At 45.7% G+C, this 25273-nt stretch carries 25 protein-coding genes; 16 read left to right on the forward strand and 9 right to left on the reverse strand.

The features are described from left to right. Positions 1-205: 205 nt before the first annotated feature. Positions 206-718: a DUF2808 domain-containing protein gene (locus QUA78_RS18625; RefSeq protein ID WP_333303780.1), complete on the reverse strand. Its 513-nt coding sequence runs from the start codon at positions 716-718 to the stop codon at positions 206-208. Between the two features lie 579 nt (positions 719-1297). Here QUA78_RS18625 and QUA78_RS18630 point away from each other — a divergent pair. The 3 genes from QUA78_RS18630 (at position 1298) to QUA78_RS18640 (ending at position 4333) form a co-directional block, all read left to right on the forward strand. After that, on the forward strand, positions 1298-2449 hold the full coding sequence (locus QUA78_RS18630) for a Re/Si-specific NAD(P)(+) transhydrogenase subunit alpha (protein ID WP_333303779.1): 1152 nt from the start codon (positions 1298-1300) through the stop codon (positions 2447-2449). Positions 2450-2636: 187 nt separating this feature from the next. After that, positions 2637-2930, forward strand: coding sequence for an NAD(P) transhydrogenase subunit alpha (locus QUA78_RS18635; protein ID WP_006633295.1), 294 nt, complete (start codon positions 2637-2639; stop codon positions 2928-2930). Then, positions 2927-4333, forward strand: a complete 1407-nt coding sequence (locus tag QUA78_RS18640; RefSeq protein WP_333303778.1) for an NAD(P)(+) transhydrogenase (Re/Si-specific) subunit beta — start codon at positions 2927-2929, stop codon at positions 4331-4333. The genes QUA78_RS18635 and QUA78_RS18640 overlap by 4 nt, the downstream gene beginning before the upstream one ends. 103 nt (positions 4334-4436) lie before the next feature. Here QUA78_RS18640 and QUA78_RS18645 read toward each other — a convergent pair whose 3' ends face one another. From QUA78_RS18645 to QUA78_RS18655, 3 genes are read right to left on the reverse strand one after another with little or no spacing between them, the layout of a single operon-like run. Beyond that, positions 4437-4664 (reverse strand): type II toxin-antitoxin system HicA family toxin, encoded by a 228-nt coding sequence (locus QUA78_RS18645; RefSeq protein ID WP_333303777.1) that lies wholly within the window; start codon positions 4662-4664, stop codon positions 4437-4439. After that, positions 4657-4884 carry a type II toxin-antitoxin system HicB family antitoxin gene (locus QUA78_RS18650; RefSeq protein WP_333303776.1) on the reverse strand — a complete coding sequence of 76 codons (228 nt, stop codon included), beginning with the start codon at positions 4882-4884 and terminating at the stop codon, positions 4657-4659. The genes QUA78_RS18645 and QUA78_RS18650 overlap by 8 nt, the downstream gene beginning before the upstream one ends. Before the next feature lie 56 nt (positions 4885-4940). Next, on the reverse strand, positions 4941-5348 hold the full coding sequence (locus tag QUA78_RS18655) for a tetratricopeptide repeat protein (RefSeq protein ID WP_333303775.1): 408 nt from the start codon (positions 5346-5348) through the stop codon (positions 4941-4943). A gap of 180 nt (positions 5349-5528) precedes the next feature. On the opposite strand from QUA78_RS18655, the gene QUA78_RS18660 reads away from it, so the two are divergent. Next, positions 5529-5957, forward strand: coding sequence for a helix-turn-helix domain-containing protein (locus tag QUA78_RS18660; protein WP_333303774.1), 429 nt, complete (start codon positions 5529-5531; stop codon positions 5955-5957). A 238-nt stretch (positions 5958-6195) separates the two neighbouring features. On the opposite strand, the gene QUA78_RS18665 is transcribed toward QUA78_RS18660, so the two are convergent. After that, positions 6196-6933 (reverse strand): GUN4 domain-containing protein, encoded by a 738-nt coding sequence (locus QUA78_RS18665; RefSeq protein WP_333303773.1) that lies wholly within the window; start codon positions 6931-6933, stop codon positions 6196-6198. Between the two features lie 85 nt (positions 6934-7018). Here QUA78_RS18665 and QUA78_RS18670 point away from each other — a divergent pair, with 85 nt between their 5' ends. The 11 genes from QUA78_RS18670 (at position 7019) to QUA78_RS18720 (ending at position 18680) form a co-directional block, all read left to right on the forward strand. Further along, positions 7019-7180 carry a hypothetical protein gene (locus QUA78_RS18670; RefSeq protein ID WP_333303790.1) on the forward strand — a complete coding sequence of 54 codons (162 nt, stop codon included), beginning with the start codon at positions 7019-7021 and terminating at the stop codon, positions 7178-7180. 53 nt (positions 7181-7233) lie between these two features. Further along, entirely contained in the window at positions 7234-7560 is a 327-nt protein-coding gene (locus QUA78_RS18675; protein ID WP_333253032.1) for a DUF433 domain-containing protein, read from the forward strand. Between the two features lie 3 nt (positions 7561-7563). Next, on the forward strand, positions 7564-7905 hold the full coding sequence (locus QUA78_RS18680) for a DUF5615 family PIN-like protein (protein WP_333303772.1): 342 nt from the start codon (positions 7564-7566) through the stop codon (positions 7903-7905). Positions 7906-8027: 122 nt separating this feature from the next. Further along, positions 8028-10682 (forward strand): protein-arginine deiminase family protein, encoded by a 2655-nt coding sequence (locus tag QUA78_RS18685; RefSeq protein ID WP_333398961.1) that lies wholly within the window; start codon positions 8028-8030, stop codon positions 10680-10682. Between the two features lie 252 nt (positions 10683-10934). Beyond that, positions 10935-11204 carry a FitA-like ribbon-helix-helix domain-containing protein gene (locus tag QUA78_RS18690; protein WP_333304624.1) on the forward strand — a complete coding sequence of 90 codons (270 nt, stop codon included), beginning with the start codon at positions 10935-10937 and terminating at the stop codon, positions 11202-11204. Beyond that, positions 11201-11653, forward strand: coding sequence for a type II toxin-antitoxin system VapC family toxin (locus QUA78_RS18695; RefSeq protein ID WP_333304623.1), 453 nt, complete (start codon positions 11201-11203; stop codon positions 11651-11653). The genes QUA78_RS18690 and QUA78_RS18695 overlap by 4 nt, the downstream gene beginning before the upstream one ends. Positions 11654-11759: 106 nt before the next feature. After that, positions 11760-12086 (forward strand): DUF433 domain-containing protein, encoded by a 327-nt coding sequence (locus tag QUA78_RS18700; RefSeq protein WP_333304622.1) that lies wholly within the window; start codon positions 11760-11762, stop codon positions 12084-12086. A gap of 192 nt (positions 12087-12278) precedes the next feature. Beyond that, positions 12279-13190 carry a hypothetical protein gene (locus QUA78_RS18705; RefSeq protein ID WP_333304621.1) on the forward strand — a complete coding sequence of 304 codons (912 nt, stop codon included), beginning with the start codon at positions 12279-12281 and terminating at the stop codon, positions 13188-13190. A gap of 84 nt (positions 13191-13274) precedes the next feature. Next, on the forward strand, positions 13275-16250 hold the full coding sequence (pruA, locus tag QUA78_RS18710; RefSeq protein ID WP_333304620.1) for an L-glutamate gamma-semialdehyde dehydrogenase: 2976 nt from the start codon (positions 13275-13277) through the stop codon (positions 16248-16250). Positions 16251-16373: 123 nt separating this feature from the next. After that, complete coding sequence (locus QUA78_RS18715) at positions 16374-18047, forward strand: glycosyltransferase family 39 protein (protein ID WP_333304619.1); 1674 nt, start codon at positions 16374-16376, stop codon at positions 18045-18047. A gap of 153 nt (positions 18048-18200) precedes the next feature. Further along, positions 18201-18680, forward strand: a complete 480-nt coding sequence (locus tag QUA78_RS18720; RefSeq protein WP_333304618.1) for a hypothetical protein — start codon at positions 18201-18203, stop codon at positions 18678-18680. 167 nt (positions 18681-18847) lie between these two features. Here the strand turns inward: QUA78_RS18720 and QUA78_RS18725 are convergent, their stop codons facing one another. Continuing rightward, on the reverse strand, positions 18848-20893 hold the full coding sequence (locus tag QUA78_RS18725) for a S8 family serine peptidase (RefSeq protein ID WP_333304617.1): 2046 nt from the start codon (positions 20891-20893) through the stop codon (positions 18848-18850). Positions 20894-21069: 176 nt separating this feature from the next. Here QUA78_RS18725 and QUA78_RS18730 point away from each other — a divergent pair, with 176 nt between their 5' ends. Next, positions 21070-22170: a UPF0104 family protein gene (locus QUA78_RS18730; RefSeq protein WP_333304616.1), complete on the forward strand. Its 1101-nt coding sequence runs from the start codon at positions 21070-21072 to the stop codon at positions 22168-22170. 113 nt (positions 22171-22283) lie between these two features. Here QUA78_RS18730 and QUA78_RS18735 read toward each other — a convergent pair whose 3' ends face one another. From QUA78_RS18735 to QUA78_RS18745, 3 genes are all read right to left on the reverse strand, one after another. Further along, positions 22284-23033, reverse strand: a complete 750-nt coding sequence (locus QUA78_RS18735) for an amino acid ABC transporter ATP-binding protein (RefSeq protein WP_333304615.1) — start codon at positions 23031-23033, stop codon at positions 22284-22286. Further along, the gene (locus QUA78_RS18740) at positions 22999-24459 is read right to left on the reverse strand and encodes an ABC transporter substrate-binding protein/permease (RefSeq protein ID WP_333304614.1); all 1461 of its coding nucleotides are present in this window, start codon (positions 24457-24459) and stop codon (positions 22999-23001) included. The genes QUA78_RS18735 and QUA78_RS18740 overlap by 35 nt, the downstream gene beginning before the upstream one ends. A 376-nt stretch (positions 24460-24835) precedes the next feature. Beyond that, positions 24836-25180, reverse strand: coding sequence for a hypothetical protein (locus QUA78_RS18745; protein WP_333398962.1), 345 nt, complete (start codon positions 25178-25180; stop codon positions 24836-24838). Positions 25181-25273: the final 93 nt, after the last annotated feature.

Genomic DNA, 25273 nt, shown 5'->3' on the forward strand with positions numbered 1-25273 from the left:
GGGGATTTAGGGGGATATAGACTCGACTACAAGCGACATTTATTATGGGTTTTTATCGGAATTTGACACAAATGGCACGGCGGGATTCTCCCTAAACTCATTTTACCGATCGTTTAAGATTGCTATATGAGCCGGAGGTTCTATTTTTCGGTTCTCCAAAACCAGGAAACGAGCATTTTATTCTCGCAACCTGATGGCGCTGCTTCTAATCAATGCTCAACAGCCAAGTACCGAGGTAACGCAGCAAGGGAACGTCTCCGGGGGTGCGGATGCGGACGTTGAAATGGTACATTCCGCCCGGAGATGGGTTTTTGACGTTGGAGAGTACAACCTCAACATTGTTGCCGGCAGGAATTGGATCTTTGGGATAAATTTCTATGAATCGATTTTCTTTGTCCCAGATTACTTCTTGCAATTCTATTGTTTTGTCTTTGACGCGCACTTTAATATCTTTTTGGTCGAATTCGCCTTTGTAGTAGTCTGGATAGGATATGTTTAGTTGGGCGATCGCCAAACTTACTTTTTTGGAAGGAATTCGCAGCCGATATCTATCGCCGCTCATACCCGCTTTGCCGTAATCTAAGCGATAGTTTAATTGGTTGGCGCGCTCGGGGCCGCCGAAAATCGTGAATCCGGGCATGGACTGGGCTAAACTGATGGCGGGCAACCCAGTCAGCAAGCAACCTGTAACCGCTAGTGCTGAAAATAATCGTCGCATAACAACTCCTCTAATTAAACTCTTGGTGAACCTTAAATATCGATCGCCCGAAATTTGCGATCGTGCCTACAATATATCGAATGTCTCAGCAATTTGATGAGGGCGAGCCGATTTTAGATTTTAGATTTTAGATTTTAGATTTTAGATTTACTTCCGTCTGCTTTGAGAATGAATCTGGGGGGTGGTTAGAACCCGAGGCTTTTCTGTGCCTCCATCCTAAGTCTGCGAAACGCTGAATCTGGGAACCTCGGAACAAATTGCTCGATCGTCAATTATTTTTTGCGTAATACTGATAACTGACATTCAAACTACAGAACTAGCCGACAGAATATTATATCATAATCGGTTGCAAACTTAACAATTTAGCGAATTTGAATGTATAAGATAAGTTAAAGATACGGCTCGAATTTGGGCGATCGGCTTTACTATCAACGAGAGAAGTTTAGGGCAACGGCGGCTCAAATGTAAAGCAAGGCATCTGGCGGTGAAAAATCGCAATTCAAGAAACCTGCGGAGGCAGGTTTTGTCTGTGTAGGAGCGGTTTCAACCGCCCTGGGAAGGCTTAAATAAGGAGAGTTCATGAAATTAGCGATCGCAAAAGAAATAGAAGCAGGCGAACGCCGGGTGGCTTTAGTACCCGACGCTGTGGCCCGATTGGTAAAACAAGGCGTCGAAGTTTGGCTGGAAGCCGGCGCGGGGGCAAAATCCTTTTTCTCGGATCTTGCTTACGAAGAAGCGGGAGCTCAGGTTGTCGCCGATACCGCTAAGCTGTGGGGCGAAGCCGATGTCGTCGTGAAAATCGGGGCGCTGCAAGAATCAGAAGTTCATCAACTCCGGGAAGGAGGCGTTTTCATCGGATTTTTGAATCCTCTGGGAGATCCAGCTTTAGTGCAGCGTTTAGCCGATCGCAAAGTAACGGCATTCAGCATGGAAATGATCCCGCGCACCAGCCGAGCTCAAAGCATGGATGCGCTGTCATCTCAGGCTAACGTCGCCGGTTACAAAGCGGTACTGATCGCAGCCGCAGCTTTGCCGAAATATTTTCCGATGCTGACAACGGCGGCGGGTACGATTCGCCCCGCGAAAGTCTTGGTAATGGGTGTGGGCGTTGCGGGCTTGCAGGCGATCGCCACGGCGCGCCGTTTAGGCGCTGTAGTCGAAGCCTTCGACATCCGCCCGGAAACAAAAGAACAAGTGCAAAGTTTGGGCGCTAAATTCCTTGATGTCGAACTCAAGGAAGAAACCGTCGCCGCCGGAGGTTATGCTAAAGAGCTATCAGAAGCAGCCAAAGAATACACCCGCCAAGTGCTCACCCAACACGTCAGCGCTTCCGATGCAGTGATTACAACCGCTCAAGTTCCCGGCAGAAAAGCACCTATTTTAGTTACTAGAGAAATGGTTTCTCAAATGAAGCCCGGATCGGTAATTGTTGACCTCGCGGCAGAACAAGGCGGCAATTGCGAATGTTCTGAAGCGGGGAAAGATGTTGAATGGAACGGCGTTAATGTCATCGGCCCGATTAATGTACCCTCGTCGATGCCGGTACACGCTAGCGAAACTTACTCGAAAAATATCTCCTCTTTACTTCAGTTGATGGTGAAAGATAAAGAACTCAATTTGAATTTTGAAGACGATATCATTGCTGGTGCTTGCGTTGCCCGCGACGGTGAGATTAGCAACGATCGGGTTCGCGATGCTTTGACGGCTGAGGCTTCAGCAGTCAATAGTTAGGAGTCATTATAGGGAACCTAAATCATAATGTCTATCGTTACAATGCTCTGCATTGTAATGTACTCCAGGAGGCTCTGCCTCGAGTCTATACCGGAGGCAGAGCCTCCCATGAATGCTTTCCCAGCCAGGAGGCTGGGAACGAGTCAATGACAAATTACCAATTACCAATTACCAATTACCAATTGTTATGGCAGAAGGATTGATTGCAGGTTTAGTGGTGTTTACTCTAGCGTCGTTTGTGGGATTTGAAGTAATCAATAAAGTCCCGCCGACGCTGCACACACCTTTGATGTCGGGATCGAATGCGATTTCGGGAATTGCGGTTTTAGGTGCAATTCTGATTTCTGGCCAAGGCAATGTGACTGTTACTTCGATTTTGGGGACGATCGCGATCGCCCTGGCCACAATTAACGTTGTCGGCGGTTTCTTAGTAACCGATCGAATGCTGCAAATGTTCAAGAAAAAAGAGGTTAAAGCGTGAGCGATTTTCTGCCCAGCGGCATTCAACTAGGTTATTTAGTTGCCGCATCTTTGTTTATTGTCGGTTTGAAACAGTTGGGATCGCCCGCAACGGCGCGTCAAGGGAATCTGTTAGCTGCGATCGGGATGTTAATTGCGATCGTCGGTACGTTGCTGGAAAAGCAAGTAGTCAGCTACGAATTGATTGCTGTCGGAATTATCGTCGGTTCCATTTTGGGAACGATTATGGCGAATACCGTGGCGATGACGGATATGCCGCAGATGGTGGGTTTGCTTAACGGTTTCGGGGGCGCGGCTTCTGCACTCGTTGCTGTGGGCGAATTCTGGCGCTATCTCAGCATCCCGGAATCGCCAACTCCAGACGCGACAATCACGATCCTTTTGGGTGTGCTGATCGGCGGAATTACTTTCACTGGTAGCCTTGTGGCGTTTGCGAAACTGCAAGAATTGCTGCCTGGTGCGCCCATGACGTTTCCGCTGCAACAGCCGTTTAATGCCATGCTGGCGATCGCGCTTTTAGCCGGCAGCGGTTATATGCTGACGAATCCCGAAAATGTGCCGGTATTCCTGGCTTTGGTGGCGATTTCCAATATTCTGGGAATCATGTTTGTGCTGCCGATTGGCGGTGGCGATATGCCCGTGGTGGTGTCGCTGCTTAACTCTTATTCGGGGATTGCGGCGAGTGTGGCTGGGTTCATTTTGATGAACAATATGCTGATTATCGCTGGTGCATTGGTGGGCGCGTCGGGGATTATTTTGACGCAAATCATGTGCAAGGCGATGAATCGATCCTTGGGTAGTGTGCTGTTTAGCGCCTTTGGTAGCGGTGGTGCTAGTGCTGGGGCTGCTGGGGCTACTGGTGTTACTGACAAAACTGTTCACAGCATCGATATCGAAGAAAGTGCGATGATGTTGGGTTATGCGCGATCGGTTGTAATTATTCCCGGTTACGGGATGGCTGTAGCGCAAGCACAGCACGCTGTGCGCGAGTTAGCCGACGGTTTGGAAAAAATGGGCGTAGACGTGAAATACGCGATTCACCCGGTGGCTGGGCGGATGCCGGGGCACATGAATGTGCTGTTGGCGGAAGCAAACGTGCCTTATCCGCAGTTGTACGATATGGACGATATCAATCCGCAGTTTGACGAAACTGATGTGGCGTTGGTAATCGGGGCTAACGATGTGGTGAATCCGGCGGCGCGCCACGATACGGCGAGCCCGATTTACGGGATGCCGATTTTGGAGGTTGATAAGGCTAAGCATACGATCGTGATCAAGCGCGGGATGAGTGCTGGTTTTTCCGGTGTAGATAACGAGTTGTTCTACAAGGATAAGACGATGATGTTGTTTGGTAGCGCTAAGGATGTGGTTGCCAAATTGGTTTCTGAGGTGAAGCAGTTGTAGGATTTTTTAACCCCAGATGAAGGCGGATTAACGTGGATGATTAAACCCGGTTTCTTGGAGAAACCGGGTTTTTGTTTTGGGTTTGTAGAGATGCTAATCTCGGCTACTCGTTCACTTCAAAAAGATATCGAGGTAATCCTGACTGCCGAATAATAGACTGCAAAGTGCCAATTTTAATTTCTGAATAATTTGGGACAGGGACTGTTATAGTTGTATTGGGTAGTCGCTGCTGCATGATAATATGACTGCCGCGCTGTCGCACTTGAACAAAGTCATATTGTTCTAAAATTTGACAAACTTGCGCTGCTGATAGAACTCGAAGTTTACCCAACGCTCACCTCTACACGAGTCACAAAAAATTCACTATGCAGCCGATTTTTGACTTCAGAAGGATCTGCTGTTTCAAAAAATAGTTCCAGCGCCTCGATGAGATTCTGTCGCGCTTCTTCTATATTGTCACCTTGGCTGGCAATATCGAGTTCCGGGCAAAGGGATACATATCCGTCGCCTTCTCGTTCAATAATTGCTGTAAACTGTTGTGTTGACTTCATAATTTGAAGTGGCGGACTGCCAAGCTCAAACAATTATAGTTTTACTTGAGATTATATCACATCTTTCGCTGTTCGGTGGAGAGTGGCGATGGCGTCCCGCCCCGCAAGCTACGGGTTTGGTTCAAATAGTCAGTGGAGAGTGGGGTATGTAAAAATCCCTGTTCTCTGGCTTTTTGAAACCATTTTTCTGCTTCAGTGCGATCGGCTGCTATACCATCAGCACCGCAAAGATAAATTCCTGCTAAGTTGTTTGAGGCAACACCATAGCCTTGCTCAGCGGATTTGATGTACCATTTAATTGCTTCTAATATCATCTTTTCTCCACCTAATCCTAAATGGTACATACTGGCAATTATGCACTGGGATGCAGCATTTCCTTGTTCTGCTAGTGGTTTTAACAAGGTAAATGCTTGGGTATAATCTTGGTTATTAAAAGCGGCTAGACCTTTTTCTAATTCAGACATTAACGATGAGGAATAAATTATAAGTAAGTGAACATAAATAAACGCCATCATGTCATTTCGAGGAACGAAGCAATTGCCTAGTCTCTGCGATTGCTTCACTCCGCTCGCAATGACAGGCAATATATATGTTTACCTACTTATATACTATAATCGTATTAAACCAATTCAGGAAACATTTCCATGAACAGGCCAAAAATACTCCTAGATCCGGTTTTACCGACAGAAGAAGAAACAATAGCTATCAAATTGTTGGATAAATTGCTAGGTCTCAAGACAGAAAATGGTGATACGGAGACATTAAAAGTAAAAATTTTGGAAGTTGATGGGGAAGAAATCGCACTTCCTGAATCGCTCTATCAATTGTTGTGTCAATCTGCACATTTAATGGCGGCTGGTAAAGCAGTGTCTTTAGTGCCAATTGAGCAAGATATGACTGTTGAAGAAGCTGCGACTTTGCTCAATGTGTCGCCACAATTTGTAGTCAAATTGCTCGATGATGGGGAAATTGCCTATGGAAAAGTAGGAAACCAGCGGCGGATAAGTTTGGCAAGTGCGATCGCCTATAAACAGCAGCGTACTGTTAAGCGCCACGAAATTCTCAAGGAATGAGCTCAGTTTAGCAAAGAAGAGGAATTGCATGAGACCAAAGTATACAGCTACCAGACTGATTCCCGATCCTGTTGTTTTGGATTCCTGCGTGATATTTCCTATTGTTATAACCCTCAAATCGCGGGCAACATTCTTGCTGGCTTGTCGAAGTGCCAGATATCAAAAACCCATACACAGCATGACTTCGTGGATTTTTATTTTTTCATAATTTTAAATCCAAATTTGAATGCTTTATGGATTAGACTTTACAAGTCTCTGCACTAGAGAATAATATATCTAGTCTCACCATCTCGAGCTGCCTCTCACCGCACCTCCTCGCTTCCGATTCCGTCTTCGCCACACAATACGGTGCACTATAACCCGCTGGCAGGTGGCCTGAAGGTGCATTGCTATTGAAAGTTAGTTGAGAGTATAGCAACAATTCTCCTTTCTCTCCTTTCTCTCCTTTCTGTTTCCAGCCGATCGCTTCATAATAAGCTAAGAACACTTGTCCGTGCCACTCTTTAGTGCCACCCAGATTTTGATAGATGCGCTTCTGCACGGAAAAGCCAAACCGTCCCTTACTGTATTTTACCCAAAGTCGATCCATCGCCCGCCAATCTGGACAGGAAAATTTTCTGATATCTTTCATCACTATTATCTCACCCCTAATGTGACCTTGTTGTTGTTTCCCCCCCACCTCTAACATTTTGTTATAAGTTTCCTCATCTGCTTCTTTCCACTTCCCAGCAGCCAATAACTGTTCCAGTTTAATATAGTTGGCTTTAACAATTGGTTGACTTGCTAAATTCGACTGATTTGCCACATAAGTTTTAATAGGAATTCCCGACTGAAAAGTATTAATTTGTACTCCAGCAACTTTTGTCGCTGCTTGTGGCAGCGCCGCTTGAATTTCTTGAGATGACTTCTGCTGTCCGCAGCTTGTTAATGAGAGTCCGAAGACGGTAAAAATTAGCCAGCAAGAGCGAGATTTCATAGATTTTGGTGATTGTTTTAGGGAATAAGGGAGTAAATGAATAATTTATACACCAGTGATGTGTTGTTTTTTAGGTAGGAGACTAATGATGAAAGTATACCATTTTTGGGCGATCGTAGTTACCCGTTTATCACTTTTGAAGTGCTATCCCCATTTGAGTGCAGCAGATTTGGCGAATGCTTGGGCTTATGCTGAGGCACACTCAGAGGAAATTGAAGCTGCAATCCGAGAAAATGAGGAAGCCTAAAACATGGCGGGAATTTGCTATAATCTAGATAATATATTCCGGCGATCGCACTTATGACTATACAAGAATTAGAAACTCAAGTCTTAACCTTAAATGCGGTTGATAAAGCTAAACTAATCAGCATCCTAACTCAAAATTTAACCAACGGTTCTTTAGGCATTAAAAAGACTCCCGGTGTCTGTGGAGGGGATGCTTGTGTCGGTAATACTCGCATACAAGTTTGGGTACTGGTAGGTTATCGCCGTCTCGGATGCAGCGATGCGGAACTTTTTAAGTGCTATCCCCATTTGACTGCGGCTGATTTAGTCAATGCTTGGGCTTATGCTGATGCTTACCCAGAAGAAATTGAACAAGCAATCAAAGAAAATGAGGAAGCCTAAAACATGGCGCGACTTTATGCAGACGAACAGTATCCGTTGCCAGTAGTTGAGTTGCTTCGACCTTTCGGTCACGATGTATTAACAGTTCAAGAAGCCGGAAACGCAGGATTAGGGATTCCTGATGAGGATGTATTGGCTTTTGCAGTGAGTAATGAGCGAGCAGTTTTGACTCTCAATCGAGGGGATTTCATTCGACTGCATCGCTCACAACCCAACCATGCTGGTATTATCATTTGTACTCAAGATAGCAACTGGGAAAGACAGGCGACCCGAATTAATGAGGCTATTTCTGCGATCGATACTTTGAATGGTAAATTAATTCGAGTTAACCGTCCTTCGACATGAAAAAAAGCCGTAGCTTGCGGGGCGGGACGCCATCGCCCTTCCCGACCCAACAACCTTATAATTAAATTCCCCATTGCTCCCAAGATTAGGTAAAATTATTGGCGTGTCTGAGGATAAACTATATGCGCTGGGTTCGATATATTGCGATCGCGATCGTCAATGGTTTCGGTGTCGTCATCGGTATTATTTGGGTTGCAGTCCCCACAACAGTGGCTCAACCTTCCCTAAACTACCAACTCGCACTCTCTGGGCGACAGCCAGAGGGCGAAACTCCGCAATCCCTTTCCGAACTCTACAAATTGCGCGATCGCCTAAAAGTACAATTAGATAACCTTGCCAAAAATCCCGACAGCGCCCCGTTTCCTGGTGAACTTTGGAAATCAGCAATCAACCGCCAGCAATCCCAAACTCTGACGCAGCAACTCCAAAACGTTCAAAGTCAGATTCAAATAGAAGAAAGAGCCAAATATAATTGGGACGATGCTGCTAAATTAGCCGCCCAAGCAGTCTTAATTGGACGCACTTCTAATCCTTCTTCTGCTACTTGGGAACAGTCCCAGCGGCTGTGGCAGTTGGCTATCAATACGCTGCGACTCATTCCTCACGATTCTTTTTTGGCCGATCGGGCGATCGACAAAACTATCGAATACCAAGGAAACCTCACTGTCGCTACCTACGAATTGCAAGTTGCACGTTCTGTTGAGAAAGTTAGAGCCGAGGAAGAAGAGATAAGAGAGCGAGCCCGCAAAGAGCAAGAGAAAAAAGAATTTGCTCGTCGAGAAATAGAGAGAAAAGAGCAAGAGAAAAAAGACCGTGCTAGAAAAGAACTAGAAAGACAAGAATTTCAAAGGCAAGAATTAGCCAGAAAAGAACTTGAAAGGCAAGAATTAGCCCGTAAAGAACTTGAAAGGCAAGAGTTTGAAAAGCAAGAATTAGCTAAAAAAGAACTTGAAAGGCAAGAATTTGAAAGGCAAGAATTAGCCCGTAAAGAACTTGAAAGGCAAGAATTAGCCAGAAAAGAACTTGAAAGGCAAGAATTTGAGAGGCAAGAATTAGCCAGAAAAGAGCTTGAAAGACAAGAACTTGAAAGGCAAGAATTAGCCAGAAAAGAACTTGAAAGGCAAGAGTTAGAGAGAAATCAGCAAGCAACTTCTCAACCAACTCCTGAATCAACTGCAACACCAACTCTCACCCCAGTTACACCCGCCGCGTCGCCGCCGAACTTTTTCTTTGCGGGAGATACCAACAGAGATGGCCAAATTAACGAGCAAGACGACGCCGGAAAAGAACAATGGTCTTTGTCGAAGGGCGCGCTAATTTTATTTAACGATCGCAATAACGATCGCGGCAAGATACCGACTTGGAAACAAACCAAAGTTAGCGCTCCCCGCCGTGCAGCAATGCTTTCTCAAGTTAACTTAAACCTGTCTGAAAACTTCAAAACCTCTCAGTTATTTATCACGGCTGACAGCATTGCTAGCCCTCACATCAGCGTTTTTCAGAAGACGGGCGACGGCTGGCAACCTGTAGATATATCCGGTGCTAAACCTCTAGTTTTCAGCACGAATATTGTTTTAGGTGTCGAAGCAAAACAATTTGCCGATCGCAATTGGAACGGCACTGTTAATCTCAAAGCAACTGCCCAAAACAACGGTCAAGAAATCGCCTCCACAACAATCCAAATGGGCGTTAGTCCTTGGATGATAGCGCCCAACACAGCGCCAGTAACCGAAGTTCAAGTCAGCGACAGAGGCTCGGTAAACAGCGAATTTATCTCCCAACTAAAACAAGCAGTAGAACCCACGGGCGCTCAAGTAAAAATTCTCCAGGGCGATCGCACTTGGATGCAAGATACCCAGAAAAACGGATACGTTCAACTTCCCGAAAAATCCGAAATACGCCAGTTTAATGTAGCACTAAAAAGCAATAGCGAGCCAGACAAAAAACCGCCTGTTAAATTAACTAAAGACCGGGATTTGAAAGTATTTAACATTGGCAATCCTCGTTCTTTAGACCCTGTAAGTCAGTGGGCTGACGGATACGGCAATTTGCAGGTGACACCGCCGATTCCCGGACACCCAATGGGTCGAGTTTATTACGGGAATTCGGGAAATGCTAGTTTTAATCCAGAGGTACTTGATTTTATTCAAGCTCAGAGAATTCAAGGGCCGCCAGTGGATATTGATACTTCTTGGCTTCTGACTCGCCAAGTCGATGAAATTATCAATTTTATTCCCACTCAAACTCCCGGACAATATGTAATGGCGATCGCCAGTCCAGAAGCCGGAGTTAAGCTGTTGGAAGAATTGGAGGGAAGAGGTTACGGCGATGTGACCATAAATCGCGGTTTGAGCACTCAAACAACTGTCAGCGCCGCCTTGAAAAACCGTGCTTTAATTCAACACAATCTCTCTTTGCAAAATCAGAAACTTAATCCGATTATAGAGAAGTTGAAAAGAGAGTTTTTACTCGGAGACGACCAAATTATTCAAGTTCCGGTGATGTTTGGCTACAGCGGTTATGCTTGGTGGCCGAATATGGTAAATTCGGTGCCAGTTAACGGCAAGTTGTTAGTTTCAAATCCGCGCGGGCCAATGATTGAGGGTGTAGATTACACTCAGGAAAGATTGCGCCAACTCCTGCTTCCTGCTGGCGTCAGCGTTAGTTTTTTGGATGACAGGTATTATCAAGAATTGAAAGGAAACGTGCAGTCGGCGACGAATACTGTGAGGAAGCCAGAAGAGCGGCCTTTTTGGCAGTCTTTGCCTAATTACTAAGGGGTGAATCGCAATCAGGAATGGGGAATTGGGAATGGGAAATTGGGAATTTGTCGGGGCGGATTCCACCAACAATACGCGCCTGTAACTAACAATCTCATAAACCCGCCCCCAACCAACGGTAAATCGCAAGATACCTCTTTAAAGATACAATGGGTGGGTTTTACCAACAATCTATATTTAAAAGTAACTATCTCCTAAACCCGCCTTCCTATGCTAATATTTAGGATAACTATGCTAGGAGTTTAACAGATGGCTACCCTGCAAATAGAAAATATACCAGAGGAATTGTACGCGAGACTGCAAGAGTTAGCCGCGGCTCAAAACCGCTCGATTAGCGCGTTTGCGATCGCCATTTTAGAAGCAGAGTTGTCAACAGAGACAAAACCCCTCTCAGGAAAAGGTAAAAAGTCTGTAACAGAACTATTGGCAGAAATCAGCCGTCGTCGCGAGTCTCGTCCGGCGAATATGGGGATGATACTAGATAGTACCGTTTTAATTAGAGAGGATCGCGACAGATGACCAATCCTGTGAGGTGCGTAGTCGATGCTAGCGTGGGGATTAAGCAATTTATCCCCGATCCGCTGTCATCTAAAGTCGTTCAATTGTTTACCCATCTTGAAATTCCACAGACTGAAATATTTGTACCCGATCTGTTTTATATTGAGTGTGCAAATATTATCTGGAAGTATGTCCGTGCTGGACTTTACGCTGCTGCCGATGTTCCAACAGATTTAGCTAATCTTAGAGCTTTATCCTTGCGTGCAGTATCTAATGCTGAACTGATTTTAGATGCAACAAATATCGCCTTAAATTATGGAATTTCTGCTTATGATGGTAGTTACGTTGCTCTTTCACAACAAGTTGACGCGCCTTTGCTAACTCTCGACCAAAAGCTAGTCAGAGCTTTAGCAGGCACATCTTATAATGTTCTATCGTTAAACGATTTCGATGTACCAACACCGCATTAGCCTTAGCTTTATAGGAAATTAATTCACTTGTTTATTCTTATTAGTAAAAAAATTGAGCGCTATAATATAGATACGACATTCCCAGCAGCCAAACCGCTGATTAACTATGACACTAAAAAAATTAGAACCGCAACTGCTTTCCCTGACTCCGCCCGAGAAAGCTCAAGCAATACAGATATTAGCTCAAAGTTTAGCCAACACTTGGCAGGGAATTCAAAAAACTCCCGGTGTAGTCGGCGGTAATGCCAGGATTGCCGGGACTAGAATTTCTGTTTGGGGATTGGTAGAGTCTCGTCGATTAGGTGCAACTGATGCTCAACTTTTAGAAGATTATCCGCATCTTAGTGCTAGCGAATTGAAAAATGCCTGGGCTTATGCTGAAGCATTTCCTGACGAGATTGAAGCAGTAATTAAGTTGAACGATATAGACTAATATCATGGCAGGTTTGTATGCAGATGAACAATCTTCCTTCTAACTTTTGCCTAACCCTCGATAATTAATCCGTGTATCCTTGTCAAAATCCGTGTCGTGCCTTCTTCATTCTGCTAGATAATTTCAGTGCAGGCGATCGCACCAGTAACGTAAAATGTCTAAAAGCGGTCTTTGTAAAATAATTTTAGTCCCATGAGCGACGAACAGGAAAAAAAACAAATTTTGACTCAGCAACCGGAAACAATTTCCACTGCTAGCGATGAGTTCGATAGCAGTGAAATTGCCAGTGCCGATGCACCTTCAGCATCAGTAGAAACTCCCGCTGAAATGGCCGCGCCCGAAGATATTTCAGCGCCAATCGACGCAGCCGAAACAATTCCAGTTGCCGCCGATAGTACGCCGGAAACAACTCAAATTACAAGTTATCCGCCTCCAACAATTCAAACGGCAAGTCCCGATCCGAAACCAGCTCGAAAGTGGCAAATTTTGGCAGTTTTTCTTAGCGGAATGTTAGTCGGTTCCGTACTCAGTCTCGGCAGTTTGGTAGCGTGGAGAATGTATCAGGAAAGAGCGAACCTTCAAATCAGACTGCCCGCTGACGTACCCCTCCCCCAAAGCCCTCCGCCTGTCGCAGCAGCGCCCGCCAACCGCCTGCCCGGAGTTCCCCCAGCACCAGGCACGGCACGGCCATCAGCAACCGCCCCGTCGCCCAATCCCACTCAAATACCCTCCCTGTCTGGGGTTCCGCAACTTGCTTCGCCGTCGTCTTCTCCTTCTCCTTCTCCTTCTCCCGCTGCGGTTGAAACCCCTGTAACTGAGCGAGTTAACTTTCAAGCCGGTGCTACGGGAACTATTCTGAGCAGTAGTTTGCGAGCCAACATATCCAAGCGCTACTTGCTGGAGTGCAATAGCGGCCAAAGCATGACAATAAATGTTCAAGAAGGTCAAGTTAGCGCCGCAATTATTGCTCCTAACGGTGAAAAAGTAGGCACTGCAAATAGCACAAGTCAGTGGGAAGCTCAACTAGCCAGTAGTGGCGATTATACTATTGAAATTTCCGGCGATCGCCAAGCAAACTACCAAGTTAAAATTGAAGTGAAATAGCAACTATAATTGTATCAGGGGGTAGTTACAAAATACATAAGCCCCCCCTGTTGCTAATTACAAATTACCAATTACTTATTACCAATGATCGCACAAGTATCTGAAAACATCTACGAAGCAAAAACCCAGGAAATTGCCAAAGAAATCCTGCGGCTAACTCAAGAGAAAAAGCGCTCTTTTTTCGGTCAAATCCAAGACCAAATGCGCTGGGACGACAAACTGATGGATTGGGCGATGGCCAGCCCTGGACTGCGGGTGCAGTTGTTTCGATTTATTGACTGTTTGCCGGCCCTCCGCAGCAGGCCGGAAATTGCCCGTCACTTGCAAGAATACCTGACCGCTGAAGAGGTAGAATTGCCCGAAGCATTGAAAAAATTACTCAACTTTGCTAGCCCTGATTCGGTTCCTGGTCAATTGGCGGCGACGACGGTGGCGCCTGCTGTGGAAACTTTGGCGCACAAGTATATTTCTGGGGAAAATATCAAGCAGGTAATTAAAACCTTAGAGCGACTTCGCAAAGATAAAATGGGTTTTACAGTTGACCTTTTGGGGGAAGCTGTCATTACTGAAGCGGAGGCGCAAATTTATCTTAACCGCTATTTGGAATTGATGGAGGAACTGGCGAATGCAGCGAAGAATTGGTCGCAGGTAGATGCAATTGACAAAGCTGACGGCGAAACTCTGCCGCGAGTGCAAGTATCGGTAAAGTTAACGGCTTTTTATTCTCAGTTTGACCCGTTGGATGCTAAAGGTAGCGAGGAGAAAGTAAGCGAGAGAATTCGCCTGTTACTGCGCCGCGCGAAGGAGTTGGGAGCAGCCGTTCATTTCGATATGGAACAGTATGCTTACAAGAGTTTGACTCTGAGCATTCTCAAAGACTTATTGTTAGAAGAAGAGTTTCGCAGTCGCACCGATATTGGAATTACATTGCAAGCATATTTGCGCGACAGCGCCCAAGATTTGCGAAACCTGATTTCCTGGGCAAAAAAACGCGGAAATCCGGTAACAGTGCGGCTGGTAAAAGGCGCTTACTGGGATCAGGAAACTATCAAAGCGATGCAGAAAGATTGGCCGCAGCCGGTCTACAATGACAAAGTTGCTACCGATGCCAATTTCGAGCAGATGACGCAGTTGCTGCTCGAAAATCACGAATATTTGTATGCAGCTATTGGCAGTCATAATGTACGATCGCAAGCGAGGGCGATCGCCATTGCTGAAACTCTCAACATCCCGCGCCGCCGCTTTGAAATGCAGGTACTGTACGGGATGGGCGACAAATTGGCTAAGCTTTTGGTCGATCGGGGTTATCGCGTCCGAGTCTACTGCCCCTACGGCGATTTGCTGCCGGGAATGGCTTATTTAATCCGCCGTTTGCTGGAAAATACTGCCAACAGTTCTTTCATCCGGCAAAGTTCCGAAGAAATGCCGATCGAACAATTGTTAGCCGCGCCAGTTGCTAACGGAAATGACCAGCTAGTTTACAGCAAAGTATTTCCCAACGTTGCCGATACCGACTACGCCAATACCAAATTGCGACAACAAGCAGAAACAGCCATCAAATCAGTGCGCGCCAACTTAGGCAAAACCTATTTACCGCTAATCAATGGCGAGTACCAAAATACTGAAGCAACAGTTAATTCCCTCAACCCTTCCAATCCCACAGAAGTCGTTGGCAAAATCGGATTGCTTTCCGAAGCACAAGCCAAACAAGCCCTTGAAGCAGCAAAATCAGCCTCAACCAGTTGGCGGAAAACCCCCGTCCGACAGCGGGCAGGCGTCCTCCGCAAAGCCGCAGAATTGATGGAACAGCGGCGGCACGAACTATCAGCTTGGATGGTGTTTGAAGTCGGCAAACCTGTCAGAGAATGCGATGCCGAAGTTTCCGAAGCTATTGATTTTTGCCGGTACTACGCCGACGAAATGGAACGGTTAGAACAAGGAAAAAATTACGACGTAGCCGGAGAAACCAACCGCTACACCTATCAGCCGCGCGGCATTTCTTTAATCATTTCACCTTGGAATTTCCCCCTCGCAATTCCTGTGGGCATGACAGTTGCATCGCTGGTGGCAGGGAATTGTACTTTGCTCAAACCTGCGGAAGTTTCCTCAGTAATTGCAGCAAAAATCACAGAAATTTTGCTAGAAGCCGGAATCCCCAAAGGCGTATTTCAATACGTGCCTTGCAAAGGTTCAACCGTCGGCGCTTACATGGTGAAACATCCTGACGTTCACATGATTACTTTCACCGGTTCTCAGGAAGTTGGCTGTCAGATTTATGCCGATGCTGCGATTTTGCAGCCTGGACAAAAACACCTGAAACGAGTAATTGCGGAAATGGGCGGCAAGAATGCAATTATTGTCGATGAAAGTGCGGATTTAGACCAAGCAGTTGCAGGCGTAGTTTATTCGGCATTTGGCTACAGCGGCCAAAAATGTTCCGCTTGTTCGCGAGTAATTGTAGTCGAATCCGTGTACGATAATTTTGTGGCAAGATTGGTAGAAGCGACGCGATCGCTCAATGTCGGCGCAGCAGAAAATCCCGGCACTCAAGTCGGCCCTGTGATCGATGCAAATGCCCATTCGCGCATCCGCGAATATATCGAAAAAGGTCGCGCCGAAGCTAAAATAGCTTTAGAAATGCCTGCACCGGAAACCGGTTATTTTGTCGGCCCAGTCATTGTTACGGAAGTATCGCCGACAGCAACTATCGCCCAAGAAGAAATTTTCGGCCCGGTTTTGTCGGTGATTCGGGCAAAGAATTTCAGCGAAGCGATTGTTATTGCTAACGGCACGAATTTTGCTTTAACCGGCGGATTGTATTCTCGCACGCCTTCGCATATCGATCGAGCCGCATCCGATTTTGAAGTCGGAAACCTGTACATCAATCGCGGAATCACCGGCGCTGTGGTATCGCGGCAACCTTTCGGAGGATTCAAACTTTCGGGAGTTGGTTCTAAAGCGGGTGGCCCGGATTATTTGCTGCAATTCCTCGAACCCCGCACCATAACCGAAAATATTCAGCGGCAGGGTTTTGCACCGATTGAAGGAGTGGATGATTAATCATTCCTTTGTTGGCAGTGAGGACTTCAGTCCTCACTTTGGCTGTTAAGTTGGTAGGGTGCGCAATGCGCACCTTACTGTGGGGTAACAGAAAAAAATTCTGCGATATGAGCTAGTTATAAAATGGAATCTACGAAAGATCGCGATCGACTAAATTTTCAAAACCCTTCACTTGACAAGTGGCTGCGATTTTTAATTATAGCCGTATTAGTCATCGGTATTTTATTTCGCTTCGCCAATCTCGATCGCAAATTTTACTGGCTCGACGAAACATATACTTCTTTGAGAGTTTCTGGCTACACCGAAGCCGAAATCATCAAACAAATTTCCTACCAGAAAATAACCTCGCCTGCGGATTTACAAAAATATCAGCAGATAAATTCCGAAAAAACTTTAAGCGATACCCTGAATTCTTTAGCAACAGAAGACCCCCAACACCCGCCGCTGTATTACGTACTAGCGCGATATTGGGCGCAGTGGTTCGGCAGTTCCGTTGCAGCAATGAGAAGTTTGGCCGCCGTGATTAGCTTGTTAGTATTTCCCGCAATTTATTGGCTGGCTTGGGAGTTATTTGAATCTTCAACAGTGGCGTGGATGGCGATCGCCATTTTCGCAATTTCTCCCTACCACATCTTGTTTGCCCAAGAAGCAAGACAGTACAGTTTGTGGACAGTAACTACTATTTTATCGAGTGCAGCCTTGCTGCGAGCAATGCGCCCTGACGAAAATCAAAATCCTCTCGCCCTCGTTCTTTCCTGGGCGCTTTATGCAGGCACAGCAACACTGGGATTGTACACCCACTTGTTATTTGTCTGCGTCGCCGCAGCCCACGCAATCTACGTCGCAGTCATTGCCAACTGGCGCGATGTTAAAACATTCATTGCCTATTATGTAGCAGCTTTAATCGCCTTTATCGGCTTCATGCCTTCCCTCATAAATACTGTAGAAAACTTCAATCAAATTAGAAGCACAACAGCATGGGCAGAACAGACGAATTTCTTAAGATTAGTCAGCAGGTGGGTTGGTTCCGTCACCATAGCATTTTTTGATATTGGCATTGATGGAACTGCCAACGCCACACAACTAGCCTTGCTAATTCCCGTTGGTATCATGATTTTAGCTTTAGTCGGCTATGCCCTTTATTTTCTGTGCCGACATACACCAAAGCGAGTGTGGTTGATAGTATTGTTATTAATTGCAACAACAGCTTTGTTTTTAGCAGTACCTGATATAATGAAAGGTGGGAGGCGCTCGGCAAATCCGCGATATTTAGTTCCTTGTTATGTGGGAATTCAGCTAGCAGTGGCTTACCTACTGTCTGCGAAAATTAGTAACAATTTGGATAACTTCAAACAGCAAAAACTGTGGAGAATAGTTATAGTTGCACTGTTTGCCGCAGGTCTTATATCCGGTGGAGTTAGTTCTCAAAGAGAGACTTGGTGGAATAAAGGCAGCGGCTGGCTTCGAGCCGAATTACAAGTAGCTGAGACTGTAAATCAAGCCAGCAATCCCCTAATTATCAGCGATGCCCCGATCGCATATATGATGCCTTTAAGTTATCACCTCAAACCAAAAGTCAAACTGCTAATAGAACCCCGCTGTTACACTTCTTGCTACAAAAATCGAAAATTGGCACTTAAAAAACCGCAACCCTCAAAAATTCCCGATGGTTTCAGCGAGTTGTTTGTATACAGACCGTCCTCAACTTTGCGATCGGCAATTCAGCAACAAAATTATCAAATAGATCCGGCTGACGCTAATGTTGAGCTCAATCTCTGGAAAATTACCAAAAAATAATCTGAAAGAATTAAGGCAAAAAATGTCTTATTTACCGAGACATACTGCCCAGAAAATGGTTTTTGGGAAGTATGTCGCAAGTATAGTTCAATAGGGCTGCTTTTCGCGGTAAGCTAGAAGTTAAGAATCAAAAAATAACATAAAAAATCTACAATGACAGTCACTGAAACCTCGAATATTCGCAAACTGCTGTGCGATCCAGACTTAGGGCTGATCCCTCACCTAGAAAAGTGCCTGAAAGACTTGCACTCGTCTGCGATCGCCAGCGGAGAGAAATTCAAGGTAGAACCTTATGATATAGAACTCAAAAGCTGCCACACCCAGAAACATCCCAACGACCAAAAACCCATCGTCACTCAGTCAGTGTTAATAAAAATCCCCCTGACAGGGAAAGTTGAAGACAAGATGCAACTATATCTGATCGCAACTGAGTTGCAGAACCAAATCGACATCAAAATTATCGACTGGAGTGCCTTAGAACGCCGCCAATATGACATTCAGGGCATCCCCTTAAAGCAGCCCATCACCAAAATAGACGGCGAGATGAATTACGAGTTAGTATTCGATCGACCAAACTACTGCTGCATCAGTCTGTGCCGCCAATTTGACTTAAGTTACGCCGCCAATTTTTAATACCAATTCCCAAAAGTAGCTATACAGATAGATTGTACGCAAGCATCTGTAGGGACACGGCAATGCCGTGTCCGGCGCGGGGGGATTAGGACACGGCATTGCCGTGTCCCTACTGTTAATAATTGGTATAAGATTGAGGATTGTAGATCGATCGCACAAAATCAAATTCAAACAGCTCGATTGGCAGTTTCCGCAAGAATCCTCTTAATTTCAGCAGGAGTCAGATTCGGATTAGCTTGCAACATCAAAGCTATCACCCCAGCTACCTGCGGCACTGCCATTGAAGTACCCGCAAAATATTGATAGGGAATCCCCGGTTCAGAAAGCGGTACAGTTGAATAAACGTCACCCGAATCTGCCCTGCCACCGTCGCCGCCCGGAGCAACAAAATAATTAATTGCCTCCGCACCCGCCCGGTTAGAATAATCTGCAAACAAGCCATTTCGGTTAACACCACCGACAGCAATTCCTACCTCATTGGCAAACCGAGCCGGATAATCAGCTTGTGGGCGAGCATCATTTCCCGCCGCCGAAATCACGATCGCCCCTTGAGCTTCAGCGACTCGAATAGCATCCAATTCTTCTTCATTCAACTGGAGACCGCCCAAACTCACATTAATTATCTTAGCTCCATTTGCCACCGCATAATTAATCGCATTAATTTCATCCCTAATTTTGCCGACTCCCGCCTCATCGAGTATTTTCAAAGGCATAATCTTCGCAGTTGGAGCCGTTCCAGTAATCCCAACCCCATCTTTTTTCGCAGCAACTAAACCCGATATATGAGTGCCGTGACTGTTATCATCCATCGGGTCATTATCGCTGTTGACAAAATCCCATCCTCGGAAATCATCAACAAAGCCATTGTTGTCATCATCAACCCCGTTGCTAGCTTTATTGCGACCGGCCACGTCAACACCGCTTTCTCCCGCATTGCTCCAAATATTCCCCGTCAAATCCGGGTGATTGTAGTCAACTCCGCTGTCGATAACTGCCACCACAATTCCGTCTCCAGTCAAGCCCTTCGCCCAAACTTCTGGAGCTTTAATTAAATCTCTGCCCCACTCGTCGCCGCCCAAGTCGGGAACATCAGGAAAAGTTGCAGTACCTTGAGCTTTAGCAACTGCCGCCGCTGCATTCACCAAACCGAACCCAAAACGAGAGTCAAAACCCTGCAAGTTGCTCGGATTGTTAGGAGAAACAGTTGCAGGAGTTGCAGACAGATTTAGGTTAAAGTTTGTACTGCCTTGGTATTGATAAACTCGGACAAAGTAAGTTCCTGCGGCCAAAGCGTTGAGGTCGATCGACTCCGGCGATAAATCCGATTCTTGAGAAGAAGCAATAATATCGGTGAAGTCAATAGAATTGTCGCCGTTAATATCTTTAATTAGAGCAACGTCAACATCCGCCGTCAAACCGCTGACAGTTAATTTAAAGTCGCTAGTTGCAGGCAAAGTAAAGCGGTAAAGGCCATCTGGCCGGGCGTTGCTAACCGAGTCTGCGATCGTTTGAGTGCCGCCCAAAACGCCTAAATCGCGAGCTCGATCCAGTTGGTTGCCCAATACGGTAGTTGCAGAGATGAATGTATCGGCGAGGTCTTGTGGAGATGCGTTAGCTACCAAGCCTAAAATAGCATTGGATTGGCGAATTTTAATTAATGTATTGGAAATACCGGGAGCGATCGAGATTTCTTCGAGAATCAAGTCAGCTTCGGTAAGATTGTCAGTCAGTCCGATCGAATCCACAAAACTGTTAAAGTCAGTAATAACGTCTGCTGCCGCCGGATCGGAGACTGCGGAGTTGCTGCGAAGGACAAAGGTATCTGGGCCCAAACCCCCTGTCAGCGTATCTTTGCCCCCATCGCCCACTAAAACGTCGCTGCCGTCGCCGCCGTTGAGGCCGTCCCCTCCCTTACCTCCCTGCAAGGTATCGCTGCCGGCATCGCCAAACAGGATGTCGCTGCTGACACCGCCGTTTAGCAAATCGTTGTCCGCACCCCCGAACAGGGTATCGGAATTGCCACCGCCGAGAATGCGATCGTTACCATTATCACCGCTGATGCGATCGGCATCCGAGGCACCGACAATAAAATCGTTGCCTCCGAGGGCAAAAAGTCCGTTAGGATAAGGAGTCAAAAAGCCTGGTGTTAAAGTTAAACTATTGGGGCTATCGTCTAAAAGATACGAAAGACCATCAGAAGTCGGGCCGGCCATAAAAATATACTCCTTAAATACGAGCTCTCTAAATTTTAAAGTTTAAATATCAATAGTCCGGACAAAATTTCGATATGAGGTGCTGGTAAACGAGAAAATGCGGGTTCCAGGGTTCAAGCGGGAACGAAATATCAATGCTTCCAACGTTCAAAAAAAACAGTCCGGAGTATTGAAATATGAAATTGTGGTTAAGAAAGCAGTCATCCCAAATTCAAAATCGGGATCGGAAAATGGGAAAACAACACTTGCATCGAATTCAGAATTTTTTAAATCTCGCGAAATCGCATTTAAAGCCTTATTTGCGCTATGTGATTTTGGGCGGGACGTTTTTATTTATTGCCAAAGCTTTTTTAACTCACTGGCGAGAAGTCGCGAATATCCAAATTCGAGCCGAAAGTTTTCCGTTGCTGGCGATCGCCCTTGGCGTCACTTTATTTTCTCTAATTTTCGTCGGCTGGGTGTGGATGTTGATTTTGCGGGAATTCCGTCAACCTGTAACTGCCGCGTGGGCAATTCAAGTTTTTCTCAAAACTAATATTGCCAAGTATTTACCGGGGAATATTTGGCATTTTTGGGGTCGAATATTGGACGCAAAAAAGGCTGGTATTTTTCCGAAAGCTGCTACTCTCAGCGTGTTGCTGGAACCGCTGCTGATGGCTTCTGCTGGCGTGCTGATTGGGTTGATTTGTTTTGACAAATTCAATTGGTTGTTGCGGCTTGTCGGTTGTGCTGCTATTTTGACGGCGATTCATCCCCGAATTTTAAATCCGATCGTTCTGTTTGTAGAGCGGTTGAAGTTATCAAAGAATAATGGGGAAAATTCAAAGACTGGGGAGGCTGCGGGCGAGGGACTAAATTTTTTTACAGAGTCTACTTCAAATATAGCTAAAAAAACCTCGAATGTCAAGTCCCGCCGTAAAATTAATTTGCCAATAAAACGCTATCCTTTAGTGCCGTTAATCGGACAAATGTGTTTTATCGGATTGCGGGGCTGCGGTTTTTTGCTAACGGTAATGGCTGTAACTCCGGTGAACTTTAGCAATATTCCCAACTTGTTCGGTGCTTTTTGTTTTGCGTTTGTTGTCGGTTTAGTCGTACCGGGTGCACCGGGGGGAATGGGAGTATTTGAAGCAACGGCGATCGCCCTGCTGTCCGATCGCTTTTCTACGGGTATAATTCTGAGTGCGGTGGCTTTGTATCGGATAATTAGCATTCTGGCGGATGTTTCCGGTGCATTTTTAGCTAAACTCGATCGGCAGCGCGATCGACGCAGTTAAAAAAACAGTTAAAAAAGGTGAATTTAATTGTTTCGCCGTCAGTCCCCGGCTGAGAATGTTAGATTATGTGCGATCGAACAACAAACCTGTTTGATTGGGGATGCGATATCAGATTAAAGCATTTTTTCCAGAAATTGCTTGGCGCGATCGCACTTCGGGTTGCTAAAAAACTCCTGCGGCGGCACATCTTCCGCCACCTTTCCGCCATCCAGAAACAAAATCCGGTGGGCGACTTCCCGCGCAAAACCCATCTCGTGAGTTACAATTGCCATTGTAATTCCCGTTTTCGTCAAAGCTTTCATCACATCTAACACTTCTTTAACCATTTCAGGATCGAGTGCAGAAGTCGGTTCGTCCATCAACAAAATTTCCGGTTCCATAGCCAAACAGCGGGCGATCGCCACCCGCTGTTTTTGTCCCCCCGAAAGCTTAGAAGGATAAACCTCTGCCTTATCTGACAAACCCACTTTTTCCAGCAATTCTAACCCCTTCAGACGCGCTTCATCCTTAGCAATTTGCTTCACCTTTACAGGCGCATAGATGACATTTTGCAGCACAGTCATGTGCGGGAACAAGTGGAAATGCTGAAAAACCATCCCTACTTTCTGGCGGATTTTCATAATATCTGCCTTCGGCAAAGTAATATCCACTCCGTCAATATATATGTGTCCCGAAGTCGGAATTTCCAGTAAATTCAAACACCGCAAAAAAGTAGACTTGCCGCACCCCGAAGGGCCGATAATGGCAATCACTTCTCCTTGATGAATCTCAGTAGTTATCTCGCGCAAAACCTTCAGATTGCCAAAAGATTTATACAGGCGATCGACATTAACTGCTACTTTGGAGTCTGCGTTCGAGTACATTGGCCCCCCAAGTTAAACTAAGCACCATCAAATAATAAATTGCGCCGACAAATATCAAAGGTTCAAAGTAAATATACTTTTCTGCTCCCACAATTGTAGCGCGGCGCAGCAAGTCTTCTACGCCAATTACTGAAACTAAAGCTGAATCCTTCAGCAAAGCAATACTTTCATTCACCAATGCAGGCAAGATATTTTTCAACGCTTGCGGCAAGATAATATCGCCCATCATCAGTTTGTAGGGAACGCCAAGGGATTCTGCGGCTTCTTTTTGACCTTTATCTACGGCTTGAATTCCCGCGCGGATTGTTTCGGAAATATAAGCCCCAGAATTCAGGAAAAAAGTAATCACGCCAGCTTGCAGCGCCGATATATTATAGCCGGTAAGCTGCGGCGTTGCAAAATAAACTAAAGTCAACTGCAATATTAGCGGCGTTCCTCGAAAAATAGAGGTGTAAGCAGTGGCAAACCAGAACAGCGGTTTAATGCTAGAAATCTTAAACAGAGACAGCACGATTCCCCAGATAAATCCCAGAAATGCCGACAGCAAGGTAAAAGTTAGCGTTACCCAAATACCGGACAAAATATAAGGCAAACTCGGCAAGATTTTGGCAAAATCTAACCCGAACTTGGAGGCTACAGCAGGCTGATTTGCTTGAGCAGGTTCTTGCGGAATCGGTCGAGAAAACCACTTAGTAGCTAGTTCCTTAATTTGACCGCTGGCTTTCATTTGTTGGAGGACTCGGTTGAATTCTGGAACTAATCTCGAACCTTTGCCAAAGGCGATCGCCGAACCGCTTTCTTCAGTATTCGGGATTGTGTTAAATTCCAAGTCCGGGTTCGCTGCTGCATAACCCGTAGCGACAGTATCCTCGATCACTCCCGCCGCGAGACGGTTCGATTTAATTTCTTGAATGATGTCAGGAATCCTATTCAGAGGAACGAGTTGCACCCCGGCCATTTTTTTCACAGCTTCCTGCTGAATGCTTCCGAGTTGAACGCCTACTTTTTTGCCGGCTAAATCATCAGCTTTGGTCAAATTGCTGCCTTTATTCGCAACAATTGTATTTTGAGCTTCGTAGTAAAGGTCAGAAAAATTAACATTTTTTTTCCTTTCTGCTGTGGGAGTCATTCCAGCCATCACAAAATCTGCTCTTCCCGCCTGCAAAGCGGGAATTAAGCCGTTAAAATCCATGCCAATTACTTTCAGCTCGTAGCCTAATTTTTTAGTAATATATTTGGCAATATCAATGTCAAAACCGATGATTTCGTTGCCGCTAACAGCCGTATCTTTAAATTCATAGGGCGGGTAGTCTGGGGAAGTCGCCAGTGTTAAAGTCTTGTTGGCTTGGGCGTAGCTGGCGATCGCAATTAAACAAAAGGCGATCGCGATCGCCGCCAGCATGGATTTTAATTTTAAACGTTTCATATCTAATATTGTCCTAAAAAATCCCTTCGCCAACAAAACATACCACAAATCGGAATCAAGTCACCCTTGTAAAGGAAGATATTATCCTGGACGCACGGCTTGCCAAAAACCGGGTTTAATTGACAAAAAAACTGCTTGATTAGCCTTTGATAAAGGTAAAAATCCCGGTTATAAAGGTATTGATATGTTCCGAAATAAAAATAGATAATTTTGCCACAAACTTATCTTTAAAAAAGGTCATTTATGCACAATTTTTAACATCTTAGAAAGTAAAGCTCGTCCGCACAACTCCCACCCATGTTGTACCGTTGTCCTAGTTGCGATCCGTATTTGTAATCATATAAACTTCCGCCGTAACGCTGATAAAATCGCTGACTTAGATGCGGTCGAGAGCTTCTACGTGCAGAGAAGTAGCATTGTCTTTGTTTTCTTTAATATCCTTGCGAGTCACCTTTGCCGGGACGCCAATAATCAGGCCGCCGACATTGCCTTCGGAGAACAAATCTGGAAAAGCAAAAGTCACTCCACCGTTCCAAATTTCCGCTTTTGCATCGCCCCCGGACAACTGCTGAGCATCTACGTATCCCACCCTGAAAGTGCAAATCGAGACGAGGGGCGCCTGCTTGCTTGAACGCGACGAAATGGTTGCCTCTTGTGGCACTTTGATTGAATGGTTGATTGGGGTTATTGCTGCCGGTGCCGAGAGAAAGGTCAACATCATTTTTGCGAGAGTAGCTTCGCACGTAACTTAACGCTAAATCGATCTCGGAACTTGGCGAGTAAGTAAGTTGAGCCAGTGCCCCGTAGCTACCGT

Source organism: Microcoleus sp. K4-B3, assembly GCF_036704615.1.
In the GTDB taxonomy this organism is placed as follows: domain Bacteria; phylum Cyanobacteriota; class Cyanobacteriia; order Cyanobacteriales; family Microcoleaceae; genus Microcoleus.

What these genes read in the sequence shown, in the direction of transcription:
- QUA78_RS18625 (WP_333303780.1), bottom strand. Translation starts at nt 718, where the DNA reads ATGCGACGATTATTTTCAGCACTAGCGGTTACAGGTTGCTTGCTGACT.
- QUA78_RS18630 (WP_333303779.1), top strand. Translation starts at nt 1,298, where the DNA reads ATGAAATTAGCGATCGCAAAAGAAATAGAAGCAGGCGAACGCCGGGTG.
- QUA78_RS18635 (WP_006633295.1), top strand. Translation starts at nt 2,637, where the DNA reads ATGGCAGAAGGATTGATTGCAGGTTTAGTGGTGTTTACTCTAGCGTCG.
- QUA78_RS18650 (WP_333303776.1), bottom strand. Translation starts at nt 4,884, where the DNA reads ATGAAGTCAACACAACAGTTTACAGCAATTATTGAACGAGAAGGCGAC.
- QUA78_RS18655 (WP_333303775.1), bottom strand. Translation starts at nt 5,348, where the DNA reads ATGTCTGAATTAGAAAAAGGTCTAGCCGCTTTTAATAACCAAGATTAT.
- QUA78_RS18660 (WP_333303774.1), top strand. Translation starts at nt 5,529, where the DNA reads ATGAACAGGCCAAAAATACTCCTAGATCCGGTTTTACCGACAGAAGAA.
- QUA78_RS18665 (WP_333303773.1), bottom strand. Translation starts at nt 6,933, where the DNA reads ATGAAATCTCGCTCTTGCTGGCTAATTTTTACCGTCTTCGGACTCTCA.
- QUA78_RS18670 (WP_333303790.1), top strand. Translation starts at nt 7,019, where the DNA reads ATGATGAAAGTATACCATTTTTGGGCGATCGTAGTTACCCGTTTATCA.
- QUA78_RS18675 (WP_333253032.1), top strand. Translation starts at nt 7,234, where the DNA reads ATGACTATACAAGAATTAGAAACTCAAGTCTTAACCTTAAATGCGGTT.
- QUA78_RS18680 (WP_333303772.1), top strand. Translation starts at nt 7,564, where the DNA reads ATGGCGCGACTTTATGCAGACGAACAGTATCCGTTGCCAGTAGTTGAG.
- QUA78_RS18685 (WP_333398961.1), top strand. Translation starts at nt 8,028, where the DNA reads ATGCGCTGGGTTCGATATATTGCGATCGCGATCGTCAATGGTTTCGGT.
- QUA78_RS18690 (WP_333304624.1), top strand. Translation starts at nt 10,935, where the DNA reads ATGGCTACCCTGCAAATAGAAAATATACCAGAGGAATTGTACGCGAGA.
- QUA78_RS18695 (WP_333304623.1), top strand. Translation starts at nt 11,201, where the DNA reads ATGACCAATCCTGTGAGGTGCGTAGTCGATGCTAGCGTGGGGATTAAG.
- QUA78_RS18700 (WP_333304622.1), top strand. Translation starts at nt 11,760, where the DNA reads ATGACACTAAAAAAATTAGAACCGCAACTGCTTTCCCTGACTCCGCCC.
- QUA78_RS18705 (WP_333304621.1), top strand. Translation starts at nt 12,279, where the DNA reads ATGAGCGACGAACAGGAAAAAAAACAAATTTTGACTCAGCAACCGGAA.
- pruA (WP_333304620.1), top strand. Translation starts at nt 13,275, where the DNA reads ATGATCGCACAAGTATCTGAAAACATCTACGAAGCAAAAACCCAGGAA.
- QUA78_RS18715 (WP_333304619.1), top strand. Translation starts at nt 16,374, where the DNA reads ATGGAATCTACGAAAGATCGCGATCGACTAAATTTTCAAAACCCTTCA.
- QUA78_RS18720 (WP_333304618.1), top strand. Translation starts at nt 18,201, where the DNA reads ATGACAGTCACTGAAACCTCGAATATTCGCAAACTGCTGTGCGATCCA.
- QUA78_RS18725 (WP_333304617.1), bottom strand. Translation starts at nt 20,893, where the DNA reads ATGGCCGGCCCGACTTCTGATGGTCTTTCGTATCTTTTAGACGATAGC.
- QUA78_RS18730 (WP_333304616.1), top strand. Translation starts at nt 21,070, where the DNA reads ATGAAATTGTGGTTAAGAAAGCAGTCATCCCAAATTCAAAATCGGGAT.
- QUA78_RS18735 (WP_333304615.1), bottom strand. Translation starts at nt 23,033, where the DNA reads ATGTACTCGAACGCAGACTCCAAAGTAGCAGTTAATGTCGATCGCCTG.
- QUA78_RS18740 (WP_333304614.1), bottom strand. Translation starts at nt 24,459, where the DNA reads ATGAAACGTTTAAAATTAAAATCCATGCTGGCGGCGATCGCGATCGCC.
- QUA78_RS18745 (WP_333398962.1), bottom strand. Translation starts at nt 25,180, where the DNA reads ATGATGTTGACCTTTCTCTCGGCACCGGCAGCAATAACCCCAATCAAC.